Source organism: Hymenobacter norwichensis DSM 15439, from assembly GCF_000420705.1.
Taxonomy (GTDB): Bacteria; Bacteroidota; Bacteroidia; order Cytophagales; family Hymenobacteraceae; genus Hymenobacter; species Hymenobacter norwichensis.
In genome coordinates, this window is the sequence record NZ_ATVL01000010.1 from 149,800 (window position 1) to 165,834 (window position 16,035).

Genomic DNA, 16,035 nt, shown 5'->3' on the forward strand with positions numbered 1-16,035 from the left:
ATCAAAGCTAAAGAAGTTTTCAGCTCCCGGTCCAATTACGCGGCGCGGCGGGCTAAGGCAAAGCCGGAGCCGGCACTACGAGCGGGATTTCAACGGGAGCGGCAGCACCGGTTTCCGGAACCAGCATCCAGAACACAACCAGCGCCACGCCCGCAATAGCCGCCAAGCCCAAAAACGCCGCATTGTAGCCCAAGTACTGTACCACGTAGCCGGCGGCCAAGGTGCTAAGCGCCGCGCCCAGCCCGGTGGCTGTGCCCAGCGCGCCTTGCACTAGGTTGAAGCGGCCGGTACCCTTGGTCAGGTCGGCGACTACCAGCAGAATCACCACCCCGAAAATGCCCGCCGCAATACCATCCAGCACCTGCACCGACACCAAGTAGTACGGGTTGTCCCAGAGGGTGTAGAGCACGCCGCGCACCGGCAACAGCAGAAAGGCCAGCAGCAGCACCGGCTTGCGGCCCCGCTTGCTGGCCGCCCGCCCCGCCCAACTCGTTGAGCCAATCATGACCAGCTGGGCCACGATAATACAGGCCGACATATACAACGAAGCCCCAGTAGAATGTCCTTCCGACAGCCGCTGGCCCACCAATGGCAGCATGGCCGCGTTAGCGAAGTGAAATAGCACGGCCGCCAACGAAAACACCAGCACCCGCTTATCCGCCAGCAACGCCGCTAACCCACTCACTGCCAGACCCGCTGCGTCGGCTGCGGTGTCAGGAGCGGGGCTGGCGTCGGCGCCGCGGGCTACGTCGTGGTCAATTTCCGTTTCTTTGATGAAGAACACGCTCCCAATACTGAGCACCGCCATAACGGCCACCAAGTAGAAAATGTATTCGCGCCCGACATAGTGCCCCAGCAGCCCAGCCAAGGCCGCAGCCATCACGTTGCCGCCGTGGTTCCAGGCTTCGTTGCGGCCCACGCGCCTATCGAGGCGGCGCCGGCCCACCAGCCCCAGCGTAATGGCGGCCACGGCGGGTCCCACCACGGCGGCCGCCACGCCCACCAGAATCTGGCCGACTATTACGGAGGTCATGGTAGTTTTCAGCACCATCAGCAGGCAGCCCACCGCCACAAAGGTGGCTGCAATAGCCACTAGCCACCGCTTGGCCCGCAGCCTATCCACGAGGGCGCCAGCCGGCGTTTGGGCCACCACTCCCGCAATGCCCGACACCGACATGGCCAGCCCAATATCGGCGGGGTGCCAGTGGTGGGTAGCCAGCAGATAGATGGCCAGATAAGGACCCACCCCATCGCGCACATCGGCCAGAAAGAAATTTACACTGTCGAGGGCACGCAGGCTGCGCACGCTGGGAGTAAGGGGCATGAGGCTGAGGCTACTACGGGAGAATTACCACTTCTTGAAGATGACGTACACGGCCGCCACCAGCAGCGCAAAACCCACCAAGTGGTTCCAGCCCAGCTTGTCGGTTTTGAAAACGTACACGGCGCACAGCGTGAACACGCTCAGCGAAATAACTTCCTGTATCACCTTGAGCTGGAATAGGTTGAACGGGCCGCCGTTTTCCTCGAACCCGATGCGGTTGGCGGGCACCTGAAACACGTACTCGAAAAAGGCCAAGCCCCAGCTAATTAGAATTACACCTACCAGGCCCAGCCCATGCAGCCAGGTGATTTTCTTGAACTGCAAATGCCCGTACCAGGCAAACGTCATGAACAGGTTGGAAATGGTGAGCAGCCCAACGGTATACAGGGTTTTCATGCGGAAAAAAGTGTGGTTGTGAGAAGGAGAAGTGCTGGCTGTACGTGCGGGCTACTGTCGTGTTTGGGGCGGTAACCGCAACCGGGCGGTGAAGTATTGGTTGTGCTCTTGCAGCAGCAGCGGCGCGCCGTGCAGCTCGGCAATCCGGTTGCTGAGCCACAAGCCCAGGCCCGCGCCTTCGCTGAGCACGTTGGCTTGGTAGTACGCCGCCGTCAGGCGCGACAAGTCGCCGAGGGGCTGGCTGATGTGGTTGCCGACTTCCGCGAATAGCCAGCCGGTGTCGGGCTCCCGGTCCAGGGTGAGGCGCACTTCGGTGTTGGGAACGGCGTGGCGCAGAGCGTTTTCCAGTAGGTTGCCGAGCACGGTGGTGAGCTTGTCGGCGTCGGCTTGCACGGTGTAGTCGGGCAGGTCTTCGGCAATGGTGAGTTGCAGCGGCCGGCCGGCTTCCCGGAAGCGGGGCAGCAGCCGGTCGGCTACGCTGAGGGCTATTTCATCGAGCGGCACCGGATGCAGGGTGAGGGGTAAGCTGTTGGCCTGCAAGCGGCTAACCAGCAGAAAGTCGTCAACCAAACGGCTCAGGCGCCGCAGCTCATCCAGCTGCACGGCCAGCATGGGCTGGAGGTGAGCGGGCAAATCGGGGGCGCGGCCGGTTACTTCAAGCCCGGCCTGCATGACGGCCAGCGGAGTGCGCAGCTCGTGGGCGGCAGCGGCTAGGAAATTGTCTTGGAGCTGTGCGCCTTCACGCAGGCGGTCCAGCATTTGGTTGAGGGTGCGGGCCAGCTCCTGCACTTCGTCACCGGTGTCGGGTTCGGGTAGCCGCTCGTCGCCGGGGCGGCTTTGGATGCGGCTGGCTTGGGCACTGATGCGCCGCAATGGTCGGAGAGCCCAGCCGCCCACCACCCAGGCCAGCCCAGCCGCCAGCGCCAGACTGCCCACCAATGCCACCAGCAAGCCGCGCCGTACTCGGCTCAAATCGGCTTGCAGCGGTGCCGCCGGGTGGGCCAGCCACAGCCGCACCCGCCGCGGCGGACTGCTGCCCGGTACTGGCTCGGTGAGCTCCACGGTGCGCCAGTGGTTCGCGGGGTTGGTTGTTGCGAAGAAACCGGGCGAGTGAAATATTTCCTGGGGCTGCTGGCCGGGCGTTTCCAGCACCACCCGCATCTTCTCGCCGAGGCCAGGCAACGGCACCACCAACTGCGGCTCCACTTCCACGCGGGCCAGCAACGTGGCGGCGCGGGCTCGGAGGCGCAACTTGTCGCCTTGGTTGAGGACCTGCCCCACCTGCCGGTATTGCGCCAGGGCAGCCAAGCCGGCTACCACCCCAAACACCACCGTAAACACCAGGGCCAGCTTGCCCCGTAAGCCGCGCAGCGCCTTCATCGGGTGGCGGCGGGGTCGTGGAGGCGGTAGCCGTGGCCGACAGCGGTTTCCAGCAGCGGCGGCAACTCGGGAAAGGCGCGGTCCAGCTTGCGGCGCAGCTGCGACATGTGCACCTCAATAACGTTGGAGCCCATGTCGAAATCAACTTCCCACACTTTCTCGGCAATGCGCGTTTTGGTAACCACCCGGTTGGCGTTGCGGAGCAGCAGCTCCAGCAAAGCAAACTCGCGGTTGGTGAGGCGCAGCACCTGGCCGGCGCGGGTGGCCCGGCGTTGCAGCGGGTCCAGCTCTAAATCGGCGAGGCGAAGCATTAGCGCTTCGGCGGGAGCGTCGGTTTTACGCTGCACAATGCGCAGGCGCGCTAGTAGCTCCTCGAACTCGAACGGCTTGCGTAGGTAATCCACCGCCCCGGCATCCAACCCCTTGATTACGTGTTCGGTGGAGCTGAGCGCACTTAGGATGATAACCGGCGTGTGCAGCCCGAACTCGCGCAGGTTGCGCAACACCTCGAAGCCGTTTTGTCCGGGTAGCATCAAGTCGAGCAGCAGCACATCGTAGGCGAGGGTAGCAGCCATTTCCAGGCCGGTGGCGCCGTTATCGGCCACGTCGGCTACATGGCCGGCGTGTTCCAGCCCCTGCCGGATGAATTCGGCCAGCCGTCTTTCGTCTTCAACTACCAGAACGCGCATGGGCAACTACCGAATTACAGATGAGCTTGTATGTACGCAAACTGGGTTCGAGCGGCCTAATGAGCAGCCACTTTATGCACACAGCAGAGACACGTATTTGCGCCTCTGCTGTGTGCGGAAAATAGTAGCGCGAAACGGTGGGCGCGCCGCCAGAAACCTGAGCTAGTGTACCAGAAACTGCACGCCATCCAGCGTGAGGGTTTCGGCGCGCACCACGCGCACGGGGCGGACGGCTACCTCGCCGGGGCGCAGGCTGTGGAGCGTGCCCGTAGCGGCAATGGTGGCGCCTACTTTCAGCTTTTCGCTGAGCTGTTCGGCAGCTGGCGGGGGTAGGCACAACACGGTGCCATCATTGAGGACGAGTGCCTGGGTGCGGCCTTTGGAGTCTTGGCGCAAGCTGCTAACGGTGCCGCGTACGGTGGTGGCTTCCTCGGTGGGCGGCGTGGCGGGCGGGGTGGGGCGCTGGTCCACGATGGTCTGGGTACCTGCCTTGACACTCACCAAATGAAACACGGTCTGGCCTTCGGGGTTGGTGTCGCGAAAACCCGTAACGGTGACGGCCCCGCCGGCTTTGGCGGTTTCCATGAGGCGCTGGCCGAGGTGGCGCGGGAATCGCACGGTTTCGGTGGCGGTGCTGGTTTTCAGCGTGAAGGCATCGTACACCTGGTCGTCGTTGGTGGCGGTGTAGGCGGTGAGGGTGCCGCTCAGGTCGGTGAGGGCCTGCACCCGGCCAGCTTTCGGGGGCTTGGGACCGGGCTGGTTCGGGCCGGCTCCGGGCCGGGGGCCACCGGCTGGTGGAGGAGGCGGAGCCAGTTGGGTGCCGGGGGCCGCGGGTGCCGTAGTGGCACGGGCGGCCTTGCGGGTGGCTTTGTCGGACTTGGTGCTGCTGGTGCTGGTTTGGGCGTAGGTGGCCGAGCCGGCGAGTAGGAAGGCGGCGAGCAGGAGGTTGGATTTCAGGGAATTAGGCATCGGTGAGAAAGTGGTTGTGCAACCGGGTTGTTCCAGTTGCTTGCCTCAAACTTCCGACAGCAAGCTAAAGAGCACCTGAACCCTAGATTAATTTTTCTTCAGCCCGCATAACGACGCACAACCGCTACTACAACCCGCTCCCAACGTAGTACCCGAAACCGAGCCGCAGATGCCGCGGCCCGGACTTTGAAGTATCTAGCGGGCCTTGAATTGCTGAATGGCGGTGCGGGTGAACTCCGACAGCACCAGCCGGCCACTGATGGCGGCACGCTCCACGAGCAGCGTATCCCAGTGCTCGGTACCCGCCCAAATCACGCGCTTCAGGTCGGCCAGGGCCTCGGGGTTGTAGCTGGCAAGCTTGGTGGCAAACGCCTGCACCGCAGCGTCCAGGGCTTCGATGGTGTCCAGCACTTGCGCATAAAGGCCTTTCTCCTGCGCCCAAGCGGCCGAGCGGAACTCGGCGGCATCCAACGCCAGCTGGGCAAAGGCAGCCGTCCCAATTTTGCGCTCCACGGCCGGCCCCACCACAAACGGCCCAATGCCTACCACCAACTCACTGAGCTTCACGGCCGCCTGGGCGGTAGCAAAGCAGTAATCGTTAGCGGCGGCAACGCCCACGCCGCCGCCAATGGCTTTGCCCTGGACCCGGCCCACCACAATTTTAGGCGAAGTCCGGCAGGCGTTAATCACCTTCGCGAAGCCCGAGAAAAAGGCCAGTCCCTGCGCCTCGTCCTCAATGGCAATCAGCTCATCGAAGCTGGCCCCGGCGCAAAACGTCTTTTCGCCTTCGCTCTTCAGAACAATGACCTTGGTTTGCGCGTCCTGCCCAGCATCGGTTATGGCCTGCGCCAGCGCCGTGAGCAGCGCCCCCGGCAACGAGTTGTGCGACGGGTGAAAGAAGGTGATAGTCGTGACGCCGTGCGGATCGGTGGTAGCGGCTACGGTACCAGTAGGGGATAGTTGGGTCATGTGAGAGTGAGCTTTTGAAAGAACGTCATGCAGAGCGCAGCGAAGCATCTCGCGTGCTGACGCAGGATTACTAACCTAGCGTCAGCACGCGAGATGCTTCGCTGCGCTCTGCATGACGAACTGGAGTAATGCAATGGTTTACTCCTGGTTTTTCTTTTTCACCATCGTCAAGATGGTGGCTACGGCTACGGTTTCGCCGGTTTCGTCGGACACGTCCACTAGCCAGCGCACGATGCCTTTGGCTACGTCGGTTTCGTCGCGCTTTTCCTGGGCTATTTTCTCTTTCACCGTGAGCTTCACGCCGATGGTCATGCCGGGGTATACGGGCTTGGTGAAGCGGCATTCATCGAGGCCGTAGTTAAGCAAGACTGGGCCTTTGCGCGGGTCCACGAACATGCCAGCGGCCTTGCTCAGAATGTAGTAGCCGTGCGCCACCCGGCCCGTGAAGAGTGTGCCTTCTATGGAAGTAGCATCTACGTGAGCGTAGAAATTGTCGCCCGATACTTGGGCGAAGCTGCTGATGTCGGCCTCCGTAACAGTGTGGCGGTGCGTGGTGTACGTCTGCCCGATTTCCAGCTCCTCGAAGTAGTGCTGAAACGGGTGCTTGTCCTTTTCTATCTGCTTGGCATTCTGCTGATACACCTCCGTAATGGCCGTAATCATGGTAGGCGAACCTTGGATGGCTACCCGCTGCATGAAGTGCTCGACCCCACGGATACCACCCATTTCCTGCCCGCCGCCGGCCCGGCCAGGGCCGCCGTGGATGAGCAGTGGCAGCGGCGAGCCGTGCCCGGTGCTTTCCTTCGCCACCTCCTCGTTGATAACCAGAATCCGGCCGTGGTGGGTGGCTGCGCCCAACACAAACTCCTGCGCCGTGCGTGGGTCGGCAGTAGCCACCGAGCACACCAGGGAGCCTTTTCCGAGGTTCGCTAGCTGAATGGCCTCGTCCACATCATGGTAGGGCATGAGCGTAGCCACCGGCCCGAAGGCTTCGATTTCGTGGGTGTCGGTGAACTTGAACGGCTCGGAGTTCAGCAGCACAATCGGCGACATAAACGCGCCCACCTTGCAGTCGGCCCCAATCACCGATACGTCGTCGAGGTTGCCGTACACGATGGGCGTGTTTTTAGCGAGTAGCTCCACTCGTTCGCGCACCCGCTGCACCTGCTCCCGGCCGGCCAGTGCGCCCATGCGCACCCCTTCGGCCAGCGGGTGCCCGATGGTGGTTTGGGCCAGCGCCTTGCCCAGCGCAATCTGCACGTCTTCCAGCACGTTGTCGGGCACGATGACGCGGCGGATGGCGGTGCATTTCTGCCCGGCTTTGGCCGTCATTTCCTTGCGAATTTCCTTGATAAACAAGTCAAACTCCACGGTGCCCGGCACGGCATCCGGCCCCAGTACGGCGGCGTTCAGCGAGTCGGCTTCCATAGTAAAGGGCACTGCCTCCGACAGAATGCGCGGGTGGCCTTTCAGCTTACGGCCCGTTTCGGCCGAGCCGGTGAACGTCACCACGTCCTGGTACGTGACGTGGTCCAGAATGCCTTGGCCGGTGCCCACTACCAACTGCAACGCGCCTTCGGGCAGAATTTTGGAGGCAATGATTTCACGCACCACGGCCTCGGTGAGGTAGGCCGAGGGCACGGCCGGCTTCACAATGGCGGGCATGCCGGCCAGTAGGTTCACCGCAATTTTCTCCAGCATCCCCCAAATCGGGAAGTTGTAGGCGTTGATGTGGATGGCCACGCCTTCCCGGGGCACCATGATGTGGTGGCCGATAAAGTTGCCGCCCTTCGACAGCGCAATCGGGTCACCGTCCACGTAGAACGGCTTATCAGGGAATTTGCGGCGCAGGGAAGCGTTGGCAAACAGGTTACCGATGCCGCCCTCAATGTCAATCCAGGAGTCGGCGCGGGTGGCGCCGCTGCGGTAGCTGAGGGTGTAGAAATCCTCTTTTTTGCTGTCGAGGTGCAGGGCCAGCGCCTTAAGCATGCGGCCCCGCTCGTGGAAGGTCATTTTGCGGAGCGCCCGGTTGCCTTTCTGGCGGGCGTAGTCCATCATGGCGGCGTAGTCCAGCCCTTCGCCACTAGTTACGGCCACTATTTCGCCGGTGGATGCGTCGTAGAGTTCTTGCTGCTGACCCTGGCCCGCCGTCCAGCGGCCGAGGGCGTAATTTTCGAGCGTAGTCATGTTTTTTGGCTGTTAGCTAATGGCTATTAGCTGTTGGCTTTCTTTGAGCTGATGTAGCTGATGGCTGATGTGCGTGAAAAAGCTAATAGCTAGCAGCCATCAGCTAACGGCTCCACTTTTCGCCATGCGGCGTAGCAGCGGGCTGGCGCGGTACCGGTCTTCATGGTATTCATCGTAGAGGGCGTCGAGGGTGCCGAGTACTTGCGGCAAGCCCAACTCATCGGCCCAGGCCAGTAGTCCTTTGGGGTAGTTGACGCCCTTGGTCATGGCCAGTTCCAGGTCGGGGCGGGAGGCCACGTTCAGAAACAGGGCGTCCACGGCTTCATTGATGAGCATGGCCAGAATGCGCTGTACAATGCGCTGGCCCAGTTCAGCGTCGCGGTTCGGCTCGGGCAGGATAGCGCCGGGAGCGTAGCTGTAGAAGCCGCGTCCCGCTTTGCGCCCGTAGTAGCCGGCCTCGAACAGCCGCTTTTGGGTGAAGGACGGCTTGTAGCGCGGGTCGAAGAAGAAGGCCGTGAAAACCGACTCCGTAACTCGGTAGTTGACATCGTGGCCGATGAAATCCATGAGCGCAAATGGTCCCATGCGGAACCCACCCATCTCGGTCATGGCCCAGTCGATGGTGGCCGCGTCGGCTACGCCTTCTTCCAGCAGCCGGATGGCCTCGCCATAGAACGGCCGCGCCACCCGGTTCACGATAAAGCCCGGCGTGTCTTTGGCCAATACCGGCAGCTTGCCCCAGCTTTCCACCAGCGCCCGCACTTCCTCGGCCAACCCCGCGCGCGTTTGCACCGCCGGAATAATTTCCACCAACTGCATCAGCGGGGCCGGGTTGAAGAAGTGAATCCCGATGCACTGCTCGGGCCGCTGGCAGGCAGCTGCAATGGAGGCAATGGACAAGGAAGAGGTATTGCTGGCCAAGATGCAGTTGTCTGTTACCACCATTTCCAGCTCCCGAAACAGCTGCTGCTTCACGGCCAAATCTTCCACAATGGCTTCCAGCACCAACTCGCAGTCCATAAACGACTGAATATCCTGGGTCAGGTGCAGGCGCTGCATGCTGCTGGCCGCGGCCTCGGCAGTGAGTTTGCCTTTCTCCGTCAGCTTGTTGAGGCTAACTTCAATGGTCTGGCCTGCGCGTTCCAACGCCTGCGCATTTTGGTCGAGTAGGCGCACGGTGTGGCCGGCCGTAGCCACCACCTGCGCGATGCCCGAACCCATAGCGCCGCTGCCAATAATGCCGATAATCATTGGCCTTTGAAAGTAGGTTGACGTTTCTCTAAGAATGCGCTGACGCCTTCCCGGTAGTCGGTGGTGTGGCCGGCGCGGAGCTGGTAGTCGGCTTCGTTGCGGAGCTGCTGGGCGAGGTCGTTGCCGAAGGTGCCGTTGAGGAGCTGCTTGGTGTAGGCGAGGCCCTTGGTGGGCATAGCTGCCAGCTTGCGTACCAGCGCCGACACTTCCTGGTCAAAGGATTCGTCAGAGAAAACCTTGTAAATCATGCCCATCTGCGCGGCTTCGGTGGCCGATACTTTGTCGCCGGTCAGCATAAGGGCCGAGGCGCGCTGCATGCCAATTAGGCGCGGTAGAAAGTAGGTGCCACCGCTGTCCGGAATCAGCCCAATCTTGCTGAAGGCCTGAATAAACGAGGCTGACTCCTTGGCTACCACCACATCACAAGCCAACGCCAGATTAGCTCCCGCACCCGCCGCTACGCCGTTCACAGCGGCTACCACCGGCTTGTCCAAGTCCCGGATCAGTTGCACGATGGGGTTGTAATGCTTCTCCACAATTTCGGCCACCTCGGGGCTGTTCGGACCGGTAATTTCGGCTAGGTCTTGGCCGGCGCAGAAGGCTTTGCCGGTACCCGTGAGGAGCACGGCACGTACCTCGGGGTTCTGCTGGCAGTCGCGCAGGTGCTGCTGCATGGCCAGCACTACTTCCTTATTGACGCTGTTGAAAACCTGGGGCCGGTTGAAGCACAGCGTGGCTACGCCGGCGTCGAGGGAGAAGAGAAGGGAGGCGTTTTCGGGCATGAGTAGGGTGGAAGTTATATCAGTTTAGAACTTAGCTCCCCTCCTTTTTTAAGGAGGGGTCGGGGGTGGTAAAACCGTTAGAATGGCATTTAGCTCTAGCTTCTAGCTAATCACCCCCAGCCCCTCCTTGAAAAAAGGAGGGGGGCTAAGTTCTAGTATTTAATGGCACTTGAAATAATCGAAGGGTTCCTGGCAGTCGTCGCACTGGTAGGAGGCTTTGCAGGCGGTGGACCCGAACTGGCTGACTAGGTGCGTGTGCTCGGACTTGCAGAGGGGGCAGCGCACGGCGGTATCTTGCCCGAACAGGTTGAGCAGGTGGCCGGTGGCGGTACCGTCAACGGGCGGGGCAATGCCGTATTCCTCCAGCTTTTCGCGGCCGGCCTTGGTCATCCAGTCGGTGGTCCAGGCGGGGCTGAGCTGGTTGTGGATGGTCAGCTGGGTGATGCCCTCGGCCAGCAGCCGCAGCCGGATGTCAGTGGCAATGGTATTCATGGCCGGGCACCCCGAGTAGGTGGGCGTAATGGTAACGTGCACCGTTTCGCCTTTCAGTTGCACGGCGCGCACAATGCCCAGGTCGAGGATGCTCAGCACTGGCACTTCCGGGTCGGAAACCTCTTCCAGAAGCTGCCAGATACGTTCCTCGGTCGGCGCTTGCGTAGCTACCATGTCAGGCCCGGATAGGTGCGTTGCATATATTGCAGCTCGGTGAGCAGGTAGCCGAGGTACTCGGTGTGGCGGCCATCTTTGCCGCCTTTCTGCATGAACACGCCTTGCGGCACGGGCAGCGTAGCTTCGGCAAATACGCGTGCTATGTGAGCTTCCATTTGGGGCAGCATAGCAGTGTAATCAGGCACGAGGCCAGCGGCTTGCAGCTCCTTTTCCGTGGGGTTGGGGGTAGTCAGTTCACCGGCGTAGCGCCAGAGGCCGGCTATGGCCTGCTCCACCCGGCGGCGGCTTTCCTCGGTGCCGTCGCCCAGCCGGATAACCCACTCCGAACTCCACTTCAAATGGTACGCCGCCTCCTTCACCGACTTCTCGGCAATGGCTGCTAGTTGCGTATCGGGGCCAGCTTGCAGCTGTTGAAGCAAGTGGTAATGGAACGTGTCGTAGATAAACTGCCGCACGATGGTCGCCGCGAAGTCGCCGTTCGGTTGCTCCACCAACAGCGGATTGCGGTACTCCACGGCGCTGCGCAAATAGGCCAAATCGTCCTCGGTGCGGCCCTGGCCTTCTAGCTCGGCAGCGTACTGGTAGTAACTGCGGGCTTCGCCCAAAAAGTCCAGCGCAATGTTGGCCAGCGCTAGGTCCTGCTCCAGAATAGGACCGTGCCCGCACCACTCGCTCAGGCGGTGGGCCAGAATCAAGCTGGTATCGGCTAGCTGCACCACGTAGTGGAACAGCTGAGTTTGGGTTTCGGTGGGAATTGGGGCGGTAGTCAGAGAATCAGCCATTACATGTGCTTGATGGAGTCCGGTACCTGGTAGAAGGTCGGGTGGCGGTAGATTTTGTCGTTGGCGGGCTCGTAGAAAGCCGCCGCATCGTCGGGGTTGGAGGCGTGCACGTGGCCGGACTCCACCACCCAAATGCTCACGCCTTCGAGGCGGCGCGTGTACACGTCGCGGGCGTTTTGGATGGCCATTTCCGCATCGGCGGCGTGCAAACTGCCCACGTGCTTATGGTCGAGACCTTGCTTGCTGCGGATGAAAACTTCCCACAAAGGCCACTCGGATTGGTTCATGTTTTGGTAGGGTATGGGGGTGGGAGGGTAAGAGGGTACGGGTTTAGGAGAGTGCAGAATCAAAGGTTAAAAGCGCGGGGGTGTATCAGGCAAGATGGATGGAAGCGGTTAAAGAAATCCTGTTAACTCTTACCCCCACACCCGCCAACTCTCATACCCTAACTCTATCCTCTTGCCTTTCTTTTCTCGGCGTGGGCCATAGCGGCTTCACGTACCCAGGCTCCTTCTTCGTGGGCTTTCACGCGGGCACCCAGGCGCTCCTGATTACAGAGGCCGTTGCCCTTTACCACGTTCCAAAACTCCTCCCAGTCCACGTCGCCGAAATCGTAGCCGTTCTTGGTGTCATTCCACTGCACCTTTTCATCGGGCACGGTCAGGCCCAGGAACTCGGCTTGCGGCACCATCATATCCACAAATTTCTGGCGCAGCTCGTCGTTGGTGAACCGCTTGATGCGCCAGTTCATCGACTGCGCCGTGTTTGGCGAATCCGCGTCGGCCGGCCCGAACATCATCAGCGTAGGCCACCACCAACGGTTGAGGGCTTCTTGCGCCATTGCTTTCTGCGTTGGCGCGCCTTCGCACAGCGTCTGCATAATCTCGAAGCCTTGGCGCTGATGGAAGCTTTCCTCCTTACATACCCGCACCATGGCGCGGGCATAGGGGCCGTACGAGGTGCGGCACAGTGGCACTTGGTTGAGAATGGCGGCTCCATCCACCAGCCAACCCACGCAGCCCATATCGGCCCAGCTAAGGGTAGGGTAGTTGAAGATGCTGGAATATTTGGCCTTGCCGGAGTGCAGGTCGGCCAGCATTTGGTCGCGCGAGGCACCCAACGTTTCGGCGGCGCTGTACAGGTACAGGCCGTGGCCCGCTTCGTCCTGCACCTTGGCCAGCAAAATGGATTTGCGCTTCAGCGAAGGAGCTCGGGTAATCCAGTTGCCTTCGGGCAGCATACCTACCAGCTCGGAGTGCGCGTGCTGCGAAATCTGCCGGATCAGCGTTTTGCGGTAGGCATCGGGCATCCAATCCTTGGGCTCGATGCGAATGTCCGCGTCAATGCGGGCCTGAAACTGCTCTTCCTGGGTGAGTTCTAACGTTTCCATACCGCTTCAACAAAGTTTAACTAACAAGCGTTAGTTAAAAGTAAGAAAAATTTACTGACCTTCTCCTTTACGCTTCTGGCTTGAACACAGACATAGTCTGTTAAGGATCCGGTACCGCAATAAATCAGGCCATAAAAAAGCCCGCCGAGCATCGGCAGGCTTTTTTTCATTTAGAACGGCAAAGCTGGTTTTAGTAGTCAGCCGAACGGCACCCAACCCAAATACATAAGCGAAAATATTCGCTACGCACTTCCGGCAAACTCTTGCCGCACGAAATTGCGGGCGTAGGCTTTCACCTGGTCGCGGACCAGCCGGAACTGAGTTAGTATCTGTTCTTCTGTGCCGGTTGCTTTGGCCGGGTCCGGGAAGTCGTGGTGCAGTTTCCGGGCCGTTGCAGGAGACACTGGACAAACATCGTTGGCATGGTCACAGAAGGTAATGACGTAATTGAAAGGCACGGCGGCATACTCTTCTACGTGGTTGCTGGTGTGGTGTGCAGGTGTGCAATATCCACACCGTCTTCGCGCATCATCTAGACAGCCCGCGGGTTCAAACCGTGGGTTTCCATACCGGCGCTGTAGACGGTGGTAGCATCGCCAAGCAATTGCGTGAGGTAGCCGTGGAGAAGCTGGCTGCGGCAGGAGTTGCCAGTGCACAGCACCAGTATATTCTTTTTCTGGGTCGTCGTCATACTAACCAAGTCCAATGATGGTGCTGCGGCGCTCCAGCAGCAGGGTGTCACGCCATTGGGTGCCCATCTTGCCAATTCGCTCCCGCCGGCCCACCTGCCGGAAGCCCACTGCTGCGTGTAGCCGAAGGCTGGCTTCGTTTTCGGGGAAGATGCCCGCCTGCAAGGTCCACATGTTGTGTTGCTCCGACTCGTGAATGAGAGCTTCCAGCAGGTGCCGGCCCACGCCTTTCCCCCGGGCCGTATCAGCCACATACACGCTCACCTCAGCCACGCCTCCATACACGCAGCGGCTCGACACTGGCGACAGCGCCGCCCAGCCCACCACTTGTCCATCGGCCGCAACGGCTACCAATCGGCTATGCGGCAGGTGCGCTTGGTCCCAGTCCACCCAGTTGGGGGCGGCGGTGGCGAAGGTGGCATGGCCGGTAGCAATACCCGCTTCATAAATGGCGGCGGCGGCAGGCCAGTGTTCGGGCGCGAAAGGCTGCAAGATCATAACACACAGAACAATATGGTGTGAACGAACAAGTAAAATGTAGGTAAAAACCAGCTAACAGCACCCGCCCCCAGGTGTGCAGCGGGCTATCTGCAACTGCGGTAGCTCAATTTGGTGGGCCGGAATGCCGCAGGCGTCCTGGGCTAGGCAGGCCGTTTGCTTGGATGTTAAAACGAAATCCGTGCCGTCGAAGGTCAAGCCGAACTTGCCGATGGTGGCCTGCTGGTATTCCACCTCAATGTCGAGGTCGTTGGGGCCCAGAATCTTGTCGGAGAGCTTCAGGATGTGCAGAAACTTCTCGGGCGCCAAGCGGTGGTCGTAGTCGCCGGCTTCCCAGAGCTGGAAGTTGGCCACGGTTTCTTGGCGCTCTACGCCGCCACAGTCAATAAAATGCTTGCTCACAAGGCCCACTTCCGTTACGTGGAAATGCGCTGGCAGATAGGTACCATCGGGCAGCCGGAAAGTAACTGTATCCAGCCCTTGCAAGGACTGCTTCATCTCAGAAATTCTCATAAGCAAGGAAAGTAGAAGTGAGAAAAATCAGCAGGCGCACCCAGTATCCGGGCCGCAAGGCTCGTTGGCAGTGGCTTCAACAAAAAAGGCCGTGAACTGCTGATGTACCTGTTGAAGTAGCTTGGTATTAAGGCAGTAGCAGACGGTAAGGCCTTCAATCTCGCCTCGAATTAGGTCCAGCGCCTTCAACTCCTGCAAGTGCTGCGAAACGGTGGTGCGCGACAACGGTAGCTCGGCGGCAATGTCGCCGGAGATGCACGTTCGTTTCGAGGCCAGCAACTGAATAATAGCTACCCGCGCTGGATGCGCCAACGCTTTAGCAATGCGGGCCAGCTGTTGCTGTTCTTCAGTGAATGCAGTGGTTTTGGCGTAGGTCATGGGCGCGTTATGCAGTATGTCGTAAATATACGACATAGAATGACGAGTTGTTTTCCTGTGTGCTTTGCTTGTTGCTGAAAGGGTAAATGGCTGTTCTCCTGAATGGCCTAGGTCAGGCCTATTAAAACGCAAACGCCCGACTGATACAGAACCAGTCGGGCGTTTCAAGGCAGTTATTGCTTAGCAGCATCCGCCGCCATCATAATGGTAGGTGGAAGGTGAAACAAAGATGTCGTTGCGGCCTAGGGCTAGCAGGGCACCAGCGGTTTTGTCGCACACGGCCAGGGGCTGGTTCTGGAGTAATACGTGGCCTTTCTGGTCGTCGAAGTACTCCTCGCCGCCGTAGTAAATGGCAGTGCGGCCAGTGAAGATGCAAGGGCCATCGGCGGGCATGGGGTCCTTTATGGCGCACACCTCCACACTCTCAATGTATATTAGCTCATCGGTGGCGTAGTGCTGGGGCGAAAGCACCCGGTAGGCGCGCCGAGCCCGCACTTCCACCGTGCCAAAGCCTACTGACGTTATCAAATCTAAGTACTGCTGCAATGGTAATGAGCCGGTGAGGCACAACGCGCGCAGCCGCTCATCGGCACGCAGTTCCTCACTCATCGGTTGCTCGCAGGTGGGGTCCGACATCACTAGGCGGCCGTGTGGCTTGAGTGCCCGGTAGGTTTCCTGTAAGGCGCGCTTAAGGTCGTCGAGCTTGAAGATGTTGAACAAACAGTTTTGGGCTGCCACGTCCACGCTGGCGTCTGCTACCGGCAGGTGCAGCGCGTCGCCAGCTCGCAGGTCCACGTAATCCGAGCTGAACCACTCGTTCTGGGCTTCGGCTTCCAGCATGTTGGCGCGCGAGGCGTCCAGCATTTCTGGCACTACATCTACCCCGATAACCGCACCCGGCCGGCGGCTGAAATACGCAAATTGCAGTAACTCCATGCCGCCGCCCACGCCTACGTAGAGCACGGTGGGGCTGTTAGTTAGGTCGCGCGGGTTCACGGTGCTGCCGCAACCGTAGTTCATGGCCAGCATGCGCTGCGGTATGCTCAGGCCAGGCAACTGCCACACGGGGTTGGTGGTGCAGCAAAGGCCCACCTGGGGCTCTTGGGCCGCTTGGCGGTAAACGTCGACCGTGGTTTCGAGGTAACTCATAGATTAGAAGATAGTGCGGC

At 60.4% G+C, this 16,035-nt stretch carries 19 protein-coding genes; all 19 read right to left on the minus strand.

Annotated elements, in window-relative coordinates:
• Positions 1-52 precede the first annotated feature (52 nt).
• The 19 genes from G536_RS0118695 to arsM all read right to left on the minus strand — a co-directional run bounded on the left by G536_RS0118695 (position 53) and on the right by arsM (position 16,015).
• A complete protein-coding gene (locus G536_RS0118695) occupies positions 53-1,324 on the minus strand; it encodes an MFS transporter (RefSeq protein ID WP_022825132.1) in 1,272 nt (423 codons plus the stop codon).
• 24 nt (positions 1,325-1,348) lie between these two features.
• Positions 1,349-1,720 (minus strand): DMT family protein, encoded by a 372-nt coding sequence (locus tag G536_RS0118700; RefSeq protein ID WP_022825133.1) that lies wholly within the window; start codon positions 1,718-1,720, stop codon positions 1,349-1,351.
• A 51-nt stretch (positions 1,721-1,771) separates the two neighbouring features.
• The gene (locus G536_RS30930; RefSeq protein ID WP_022825134.1) at positions 1,772-3,100 is read right to left on the minus strand and encodes a HAMP domain-containing sensor histidine kinase; all 1,329 of its coding nucleotides are present in this window, start codon (positions 3,098-3,100) and stop codon (positions 1,772-1,774) included.
• On the minus strand, positions 3,097-3,789 hold the full coding sequence (locus G536_RS0118710) for a response regulator transcription factor (protein ID WP_022825135.1): 693 nt from the start codon (positions 3,787-3,789) through the stop codon (positions 3,097-3,099). The genes G536_RS30930 and G536_RS0118710 overlap by 4 nt, the downstream gene beginning before the upstream one ends.
• A 162-nt stretch (positions 3,790-3,951) precedes the next feature.
• Positions 3,952-4,758: an OB-fold nucleic acid binding domain-containing protein gene (locus tag G536_RS28795; protein WP_022825136.1), complete on the minus strand. Its 807-nt coding sequence runs from the start codon at positions 4,756-4,758 to the stop codon at positions 3,952-3,954.
• Positions 4,759-4,953: 195 nt separating this feature from the next.
• Positions 4,954-5,727, minus strand: coding sequence for an enoyl-CoA hydratase/isomerase family protein (locus G536_RS0118720; protein WP_022825137.1), 774 nt, complete (start codon positions 5,725-5,727; stop codon positions 4,954-4,956).
• A gap of 138 nt (positions 5,728-5,865) precedes the next feature.
• On the minus strand, positions 5,866-7,914 hold the full coding sequence (gene paaZ, locus G536_RS0118725; protein ID WP_022825138.1) for a phenylacetic acid degradation bifunctional protein PaaZ: 2,049 nt from the start codon (positions 7,912-7,914) through the stop codon (positions 5,866-5,868).
• 99 nt (positions 7,915-8,013) lie between these two features.
• Positions 8,014-9,165 (minus strand): 3-hydroxyacyl-CoA dehydrogenase NAD-binding domain-containing protein, encoded by a 1,152-nt coding sequence (locus tag G536_RS0118730; RefSeq protein ID WP_022825139.1) that lies wholly within the window; start codon positions 9,163-9,165, stop codon positions 8,014-8,016.
• A complete protein-coding gene (locus G536_RS0118735; RefSeq protein WP_022825140.1) occupies positions 9,162-9,947 on the minus strand; it encodes an enoyl-CoA hydratase-related protein in 786 nt (261 codons plus the stop codon). Before G536_RS0118735 ends, G536_RS0118730 begins: the two co-directional genes overlap by 4 nt.
• Positions 9,948-10,106: 159 nt before the next feature.
• Positions 10,107-10,613, minus strand: a complete 507-nt coding sequence (gene paaD, locus G536_RS0118740; RefSeq protein WP_022825141.1) for a 1,2-phenylacetyl-CoA epoxidase subunit PaaD — start codon at positions 10,611-10,613, stop codon at positions 10,107-10,109.
• Positions 10,607-11,398 carry a 1,2-phenylacetyl-CoA epoxidase subunit PaaC gene (paaC, locus tag G536_RS0118745; RefSeq protein ID WP_022825142.1) on the minus strand — a complete coding sequence of 264 codons (792 nt, stop codon included), beginning with the start codon at positions 11,396-11,398 and terminating at the stop codon, positions 10,607-10,609. The genes paaD and paaC overlap by 7 nt, the downstream gene beginning before the upstream one ends.
• A complete protein-coding gene (gene paaB / locus G536_RS0118750; RefSeq protein WP_022825143.1) occupies positions 11,398-11,685 on the minus strand; it encodes a 1,2-phenylacetyl-CoA epoxidase subunit PaaB in 288 nt (95 codons plus the stop codon). Before paaB ends, paaC begins: the two co-directional genes overlap by 1 nt.
• Before the next feature lie 164 nt (positions 11,686-11,849).
• Positions 11,850-12,788, minus strand: a complete 939-nt coding sequence (gene paaA, locus G536_RS0118755) for a 1,2-phenylacetyl-CoA epoxidase subunit PaaA (RefSeq protein ID WP_022825144.1) — start codon at positions 12,786-12,788, stop codon at positions 11,850-11,852.
• A 242-nt stretch (positions 12,789-13,030) separates the two neighbouring features.
• Positions 13,031-13,192 carry a low molecular weight phosphatase family protein gene (locus tag G536_RS32990; RefSeq protein ID WP_342664767.1) on the minus strand — a complete coding sequence of 54 codons (162 nt, stop codon included), beginning with the start codon at positions 13,190-13,192 and terminating at the stop codon, positions 13,031-13,033.
• A 128-nt stretch (positions 13,193-13,320) separates the two neighbouring features.
• Entirely contained in the window at positions 13,321-13,479 is a 159-nt protein-coding gene (locus tag G536_RS32995) for an arsenate reductase/protein-tyrosine-phosphatase family protein (protein WP_342664768.1), read from the minus strand.
• Position 13,480: 1 nt separating this feature from the next.
• On the minus strand, positions 13,481-13,975 hold the full coding sequence (locus tag G536_RS0118770; protein WP_022825145.1) for a GNAT family N-acetyltransferase: 495 nt from the start codon (positions 13,973-13,975) through the stop codon (positions 13,481-13,483).
• A 54-nt stretch (positions 13,976-14,029) separates the two neighbouring features.
• The gene (locus G536_RS0118775; protein WP_022825146.1) at positions 14,030-14,488 is read right to left on the minus strand and encodes a DUF6428 family protein; all 459 of its coding nucleotides are present in this window, start codon (positions 14,486-14,488) and stop codon (positions 14,030-14,032) included.
• Positions 14,489-14,515: 27 nt separating this feature from the next.
• Positions 14,516-14,902, minus strand: coding sequence for an ArsR/SmtB family transcription factor (locus G536_RS0118780; protein ID WP_022825147.1), 387 nt, complete (start codon positions 14,900-14,902; stop codon positions 14,516-14,518).
• A 144-nt stretch (positions 14,903-15,046) separates the two neighbouring features.
• Positions 15,047-16,015 (minus strand): arsenosugar biosynthesis arsenite methyltransferase ArsM, encoded by a 969-nt coding sequence (gene arsM / locus G536_RS0118785; RefSeq protein WP_022825148.1) that lies wholly within the window; start codon positions 16,013-16,015, stop codon positions 15,047-15,049.
• Between the last annotated feature and the right edge of the window lie 20 nt (positions 16,016-16,035).

Coding starts and splice junctions, on each gene's coding strand:
- G536_RS0118770 (WP_022825145.1), bottom strand. CDS start 13,975: ATGATCTTGCAGCCTTTCGCGCCCGAACACTGGCCTGCCGCCGCCGCC.
- G536_RS0118735 (WP_022825140.1), bottom strand. CDS start 9,947: ATGCCCGAAAACGCCTCCCTTCTCTTCTCCCTCGACGCCGGCGTAGCC.
- G536_RS0118700 (WP_022825133.1), bottom strand. CDS start 1,720: ATGAAAACCCTGTATACCGTTGGGCTGCTCACCATTTCCAACCTGTTC.
- G536_RS0118730 (WP_022825139.1), bottom strand. CDS start 9,165: ATGATTATCGGCATTATTGGCAGCGGCGCTATGGGTTCGGGCATCGCG.
- G536_RS0118780 (WP_022825147.1), bottom strand. CDS start 14,902: ATGTCGTATATTTACGACATACTGCATAACGCGCCCATGACCTACGCC.
- G536_RS0118720 (WP_022825137.1), bottom strand. CDS start 5,727: ATGACCCAACTATCCCCTACTGGTACCGTAGCCGCTACCACCGATCCG.
- arsM (WP_022825148.1), bottom strand. CDS start 16,015: ATGAGTTACCTCGAAACCACGGTCGACGTTTACCGCCAAGCGGCCCAA.
- paaB (WP_022825143.1), bottom strand. CDS start 11,685: ATGAACCAATCCGAGTGGCCTTTGTGGGAAGTTTTCATCCGCAGCAAG.
- G536_RS0118775 (WP_022825146.1), bottom strand. CDS start 14,488: ATGAGAATTTCTGAGATGAAGCAGTCCTTGCAAGGGCTGGATACAGTT.
- paaC (WP_022825142.1), bottom strand. CDS start 11,398: ATGGCTGATTCTCTGACTACCGCCCCAATTCCCACCGAAACCCAAACT.
- paaA (WP_022825144.1), bottom strand. CDS start 12,788: ATGGAAACGTTAGAACTCACCCAGGAAGAGCAGTTTCAGGCCCGCATT.
- G536_RS0118710 (WP_022825135.1), bottom strand. CDS start 3,789: ATGCGCGTTCTGGTAGTTGAAGACGAAAGACGGCTGGCCGAATTCATC.
- paaD (WP_022825141.1), bottom strand. CDS start 10,613: ATGGTAGCTACGCAAGCGCCGACCGAGGAACGTATCTGGCAGCTTCTG.
- G536_RS0118695 (WP_022825132.1), bottom strand. CDS start 1,324: ATGCCCCTTACTCCCAGCGTGCGCAGCCTGCGTGCCCTCGACAGTGTA.
- G536_RS28795 (WP_022825136.1), bottom strand. CDS start 4,758: ATGCCTAATTCCCTGAAATCCAACCTCCTGCTCGCCGCCTTCCTACTC.
- paaZ (WP_022825138.1), bottom strand. CDS start 7,914: ATGACTACGCTCGAAAATTACGCCCTCGGCCGCTGGACGGCGGGCCAG.
- G536_RS32995 (WP_342664768.1), bottom strand. CDS start 13,479: ATGACGACGACCCAGAAAAAGAATATACTGGTGCTGTGCACTGGCAAC.
- G536_RS30930 (WP_022825134.1), bottom strand. CDS start 3,100: ATGAAGGCGCTGCGCGGCTTACGGGGCAAGCTGGCCCTGGTGTTTACG.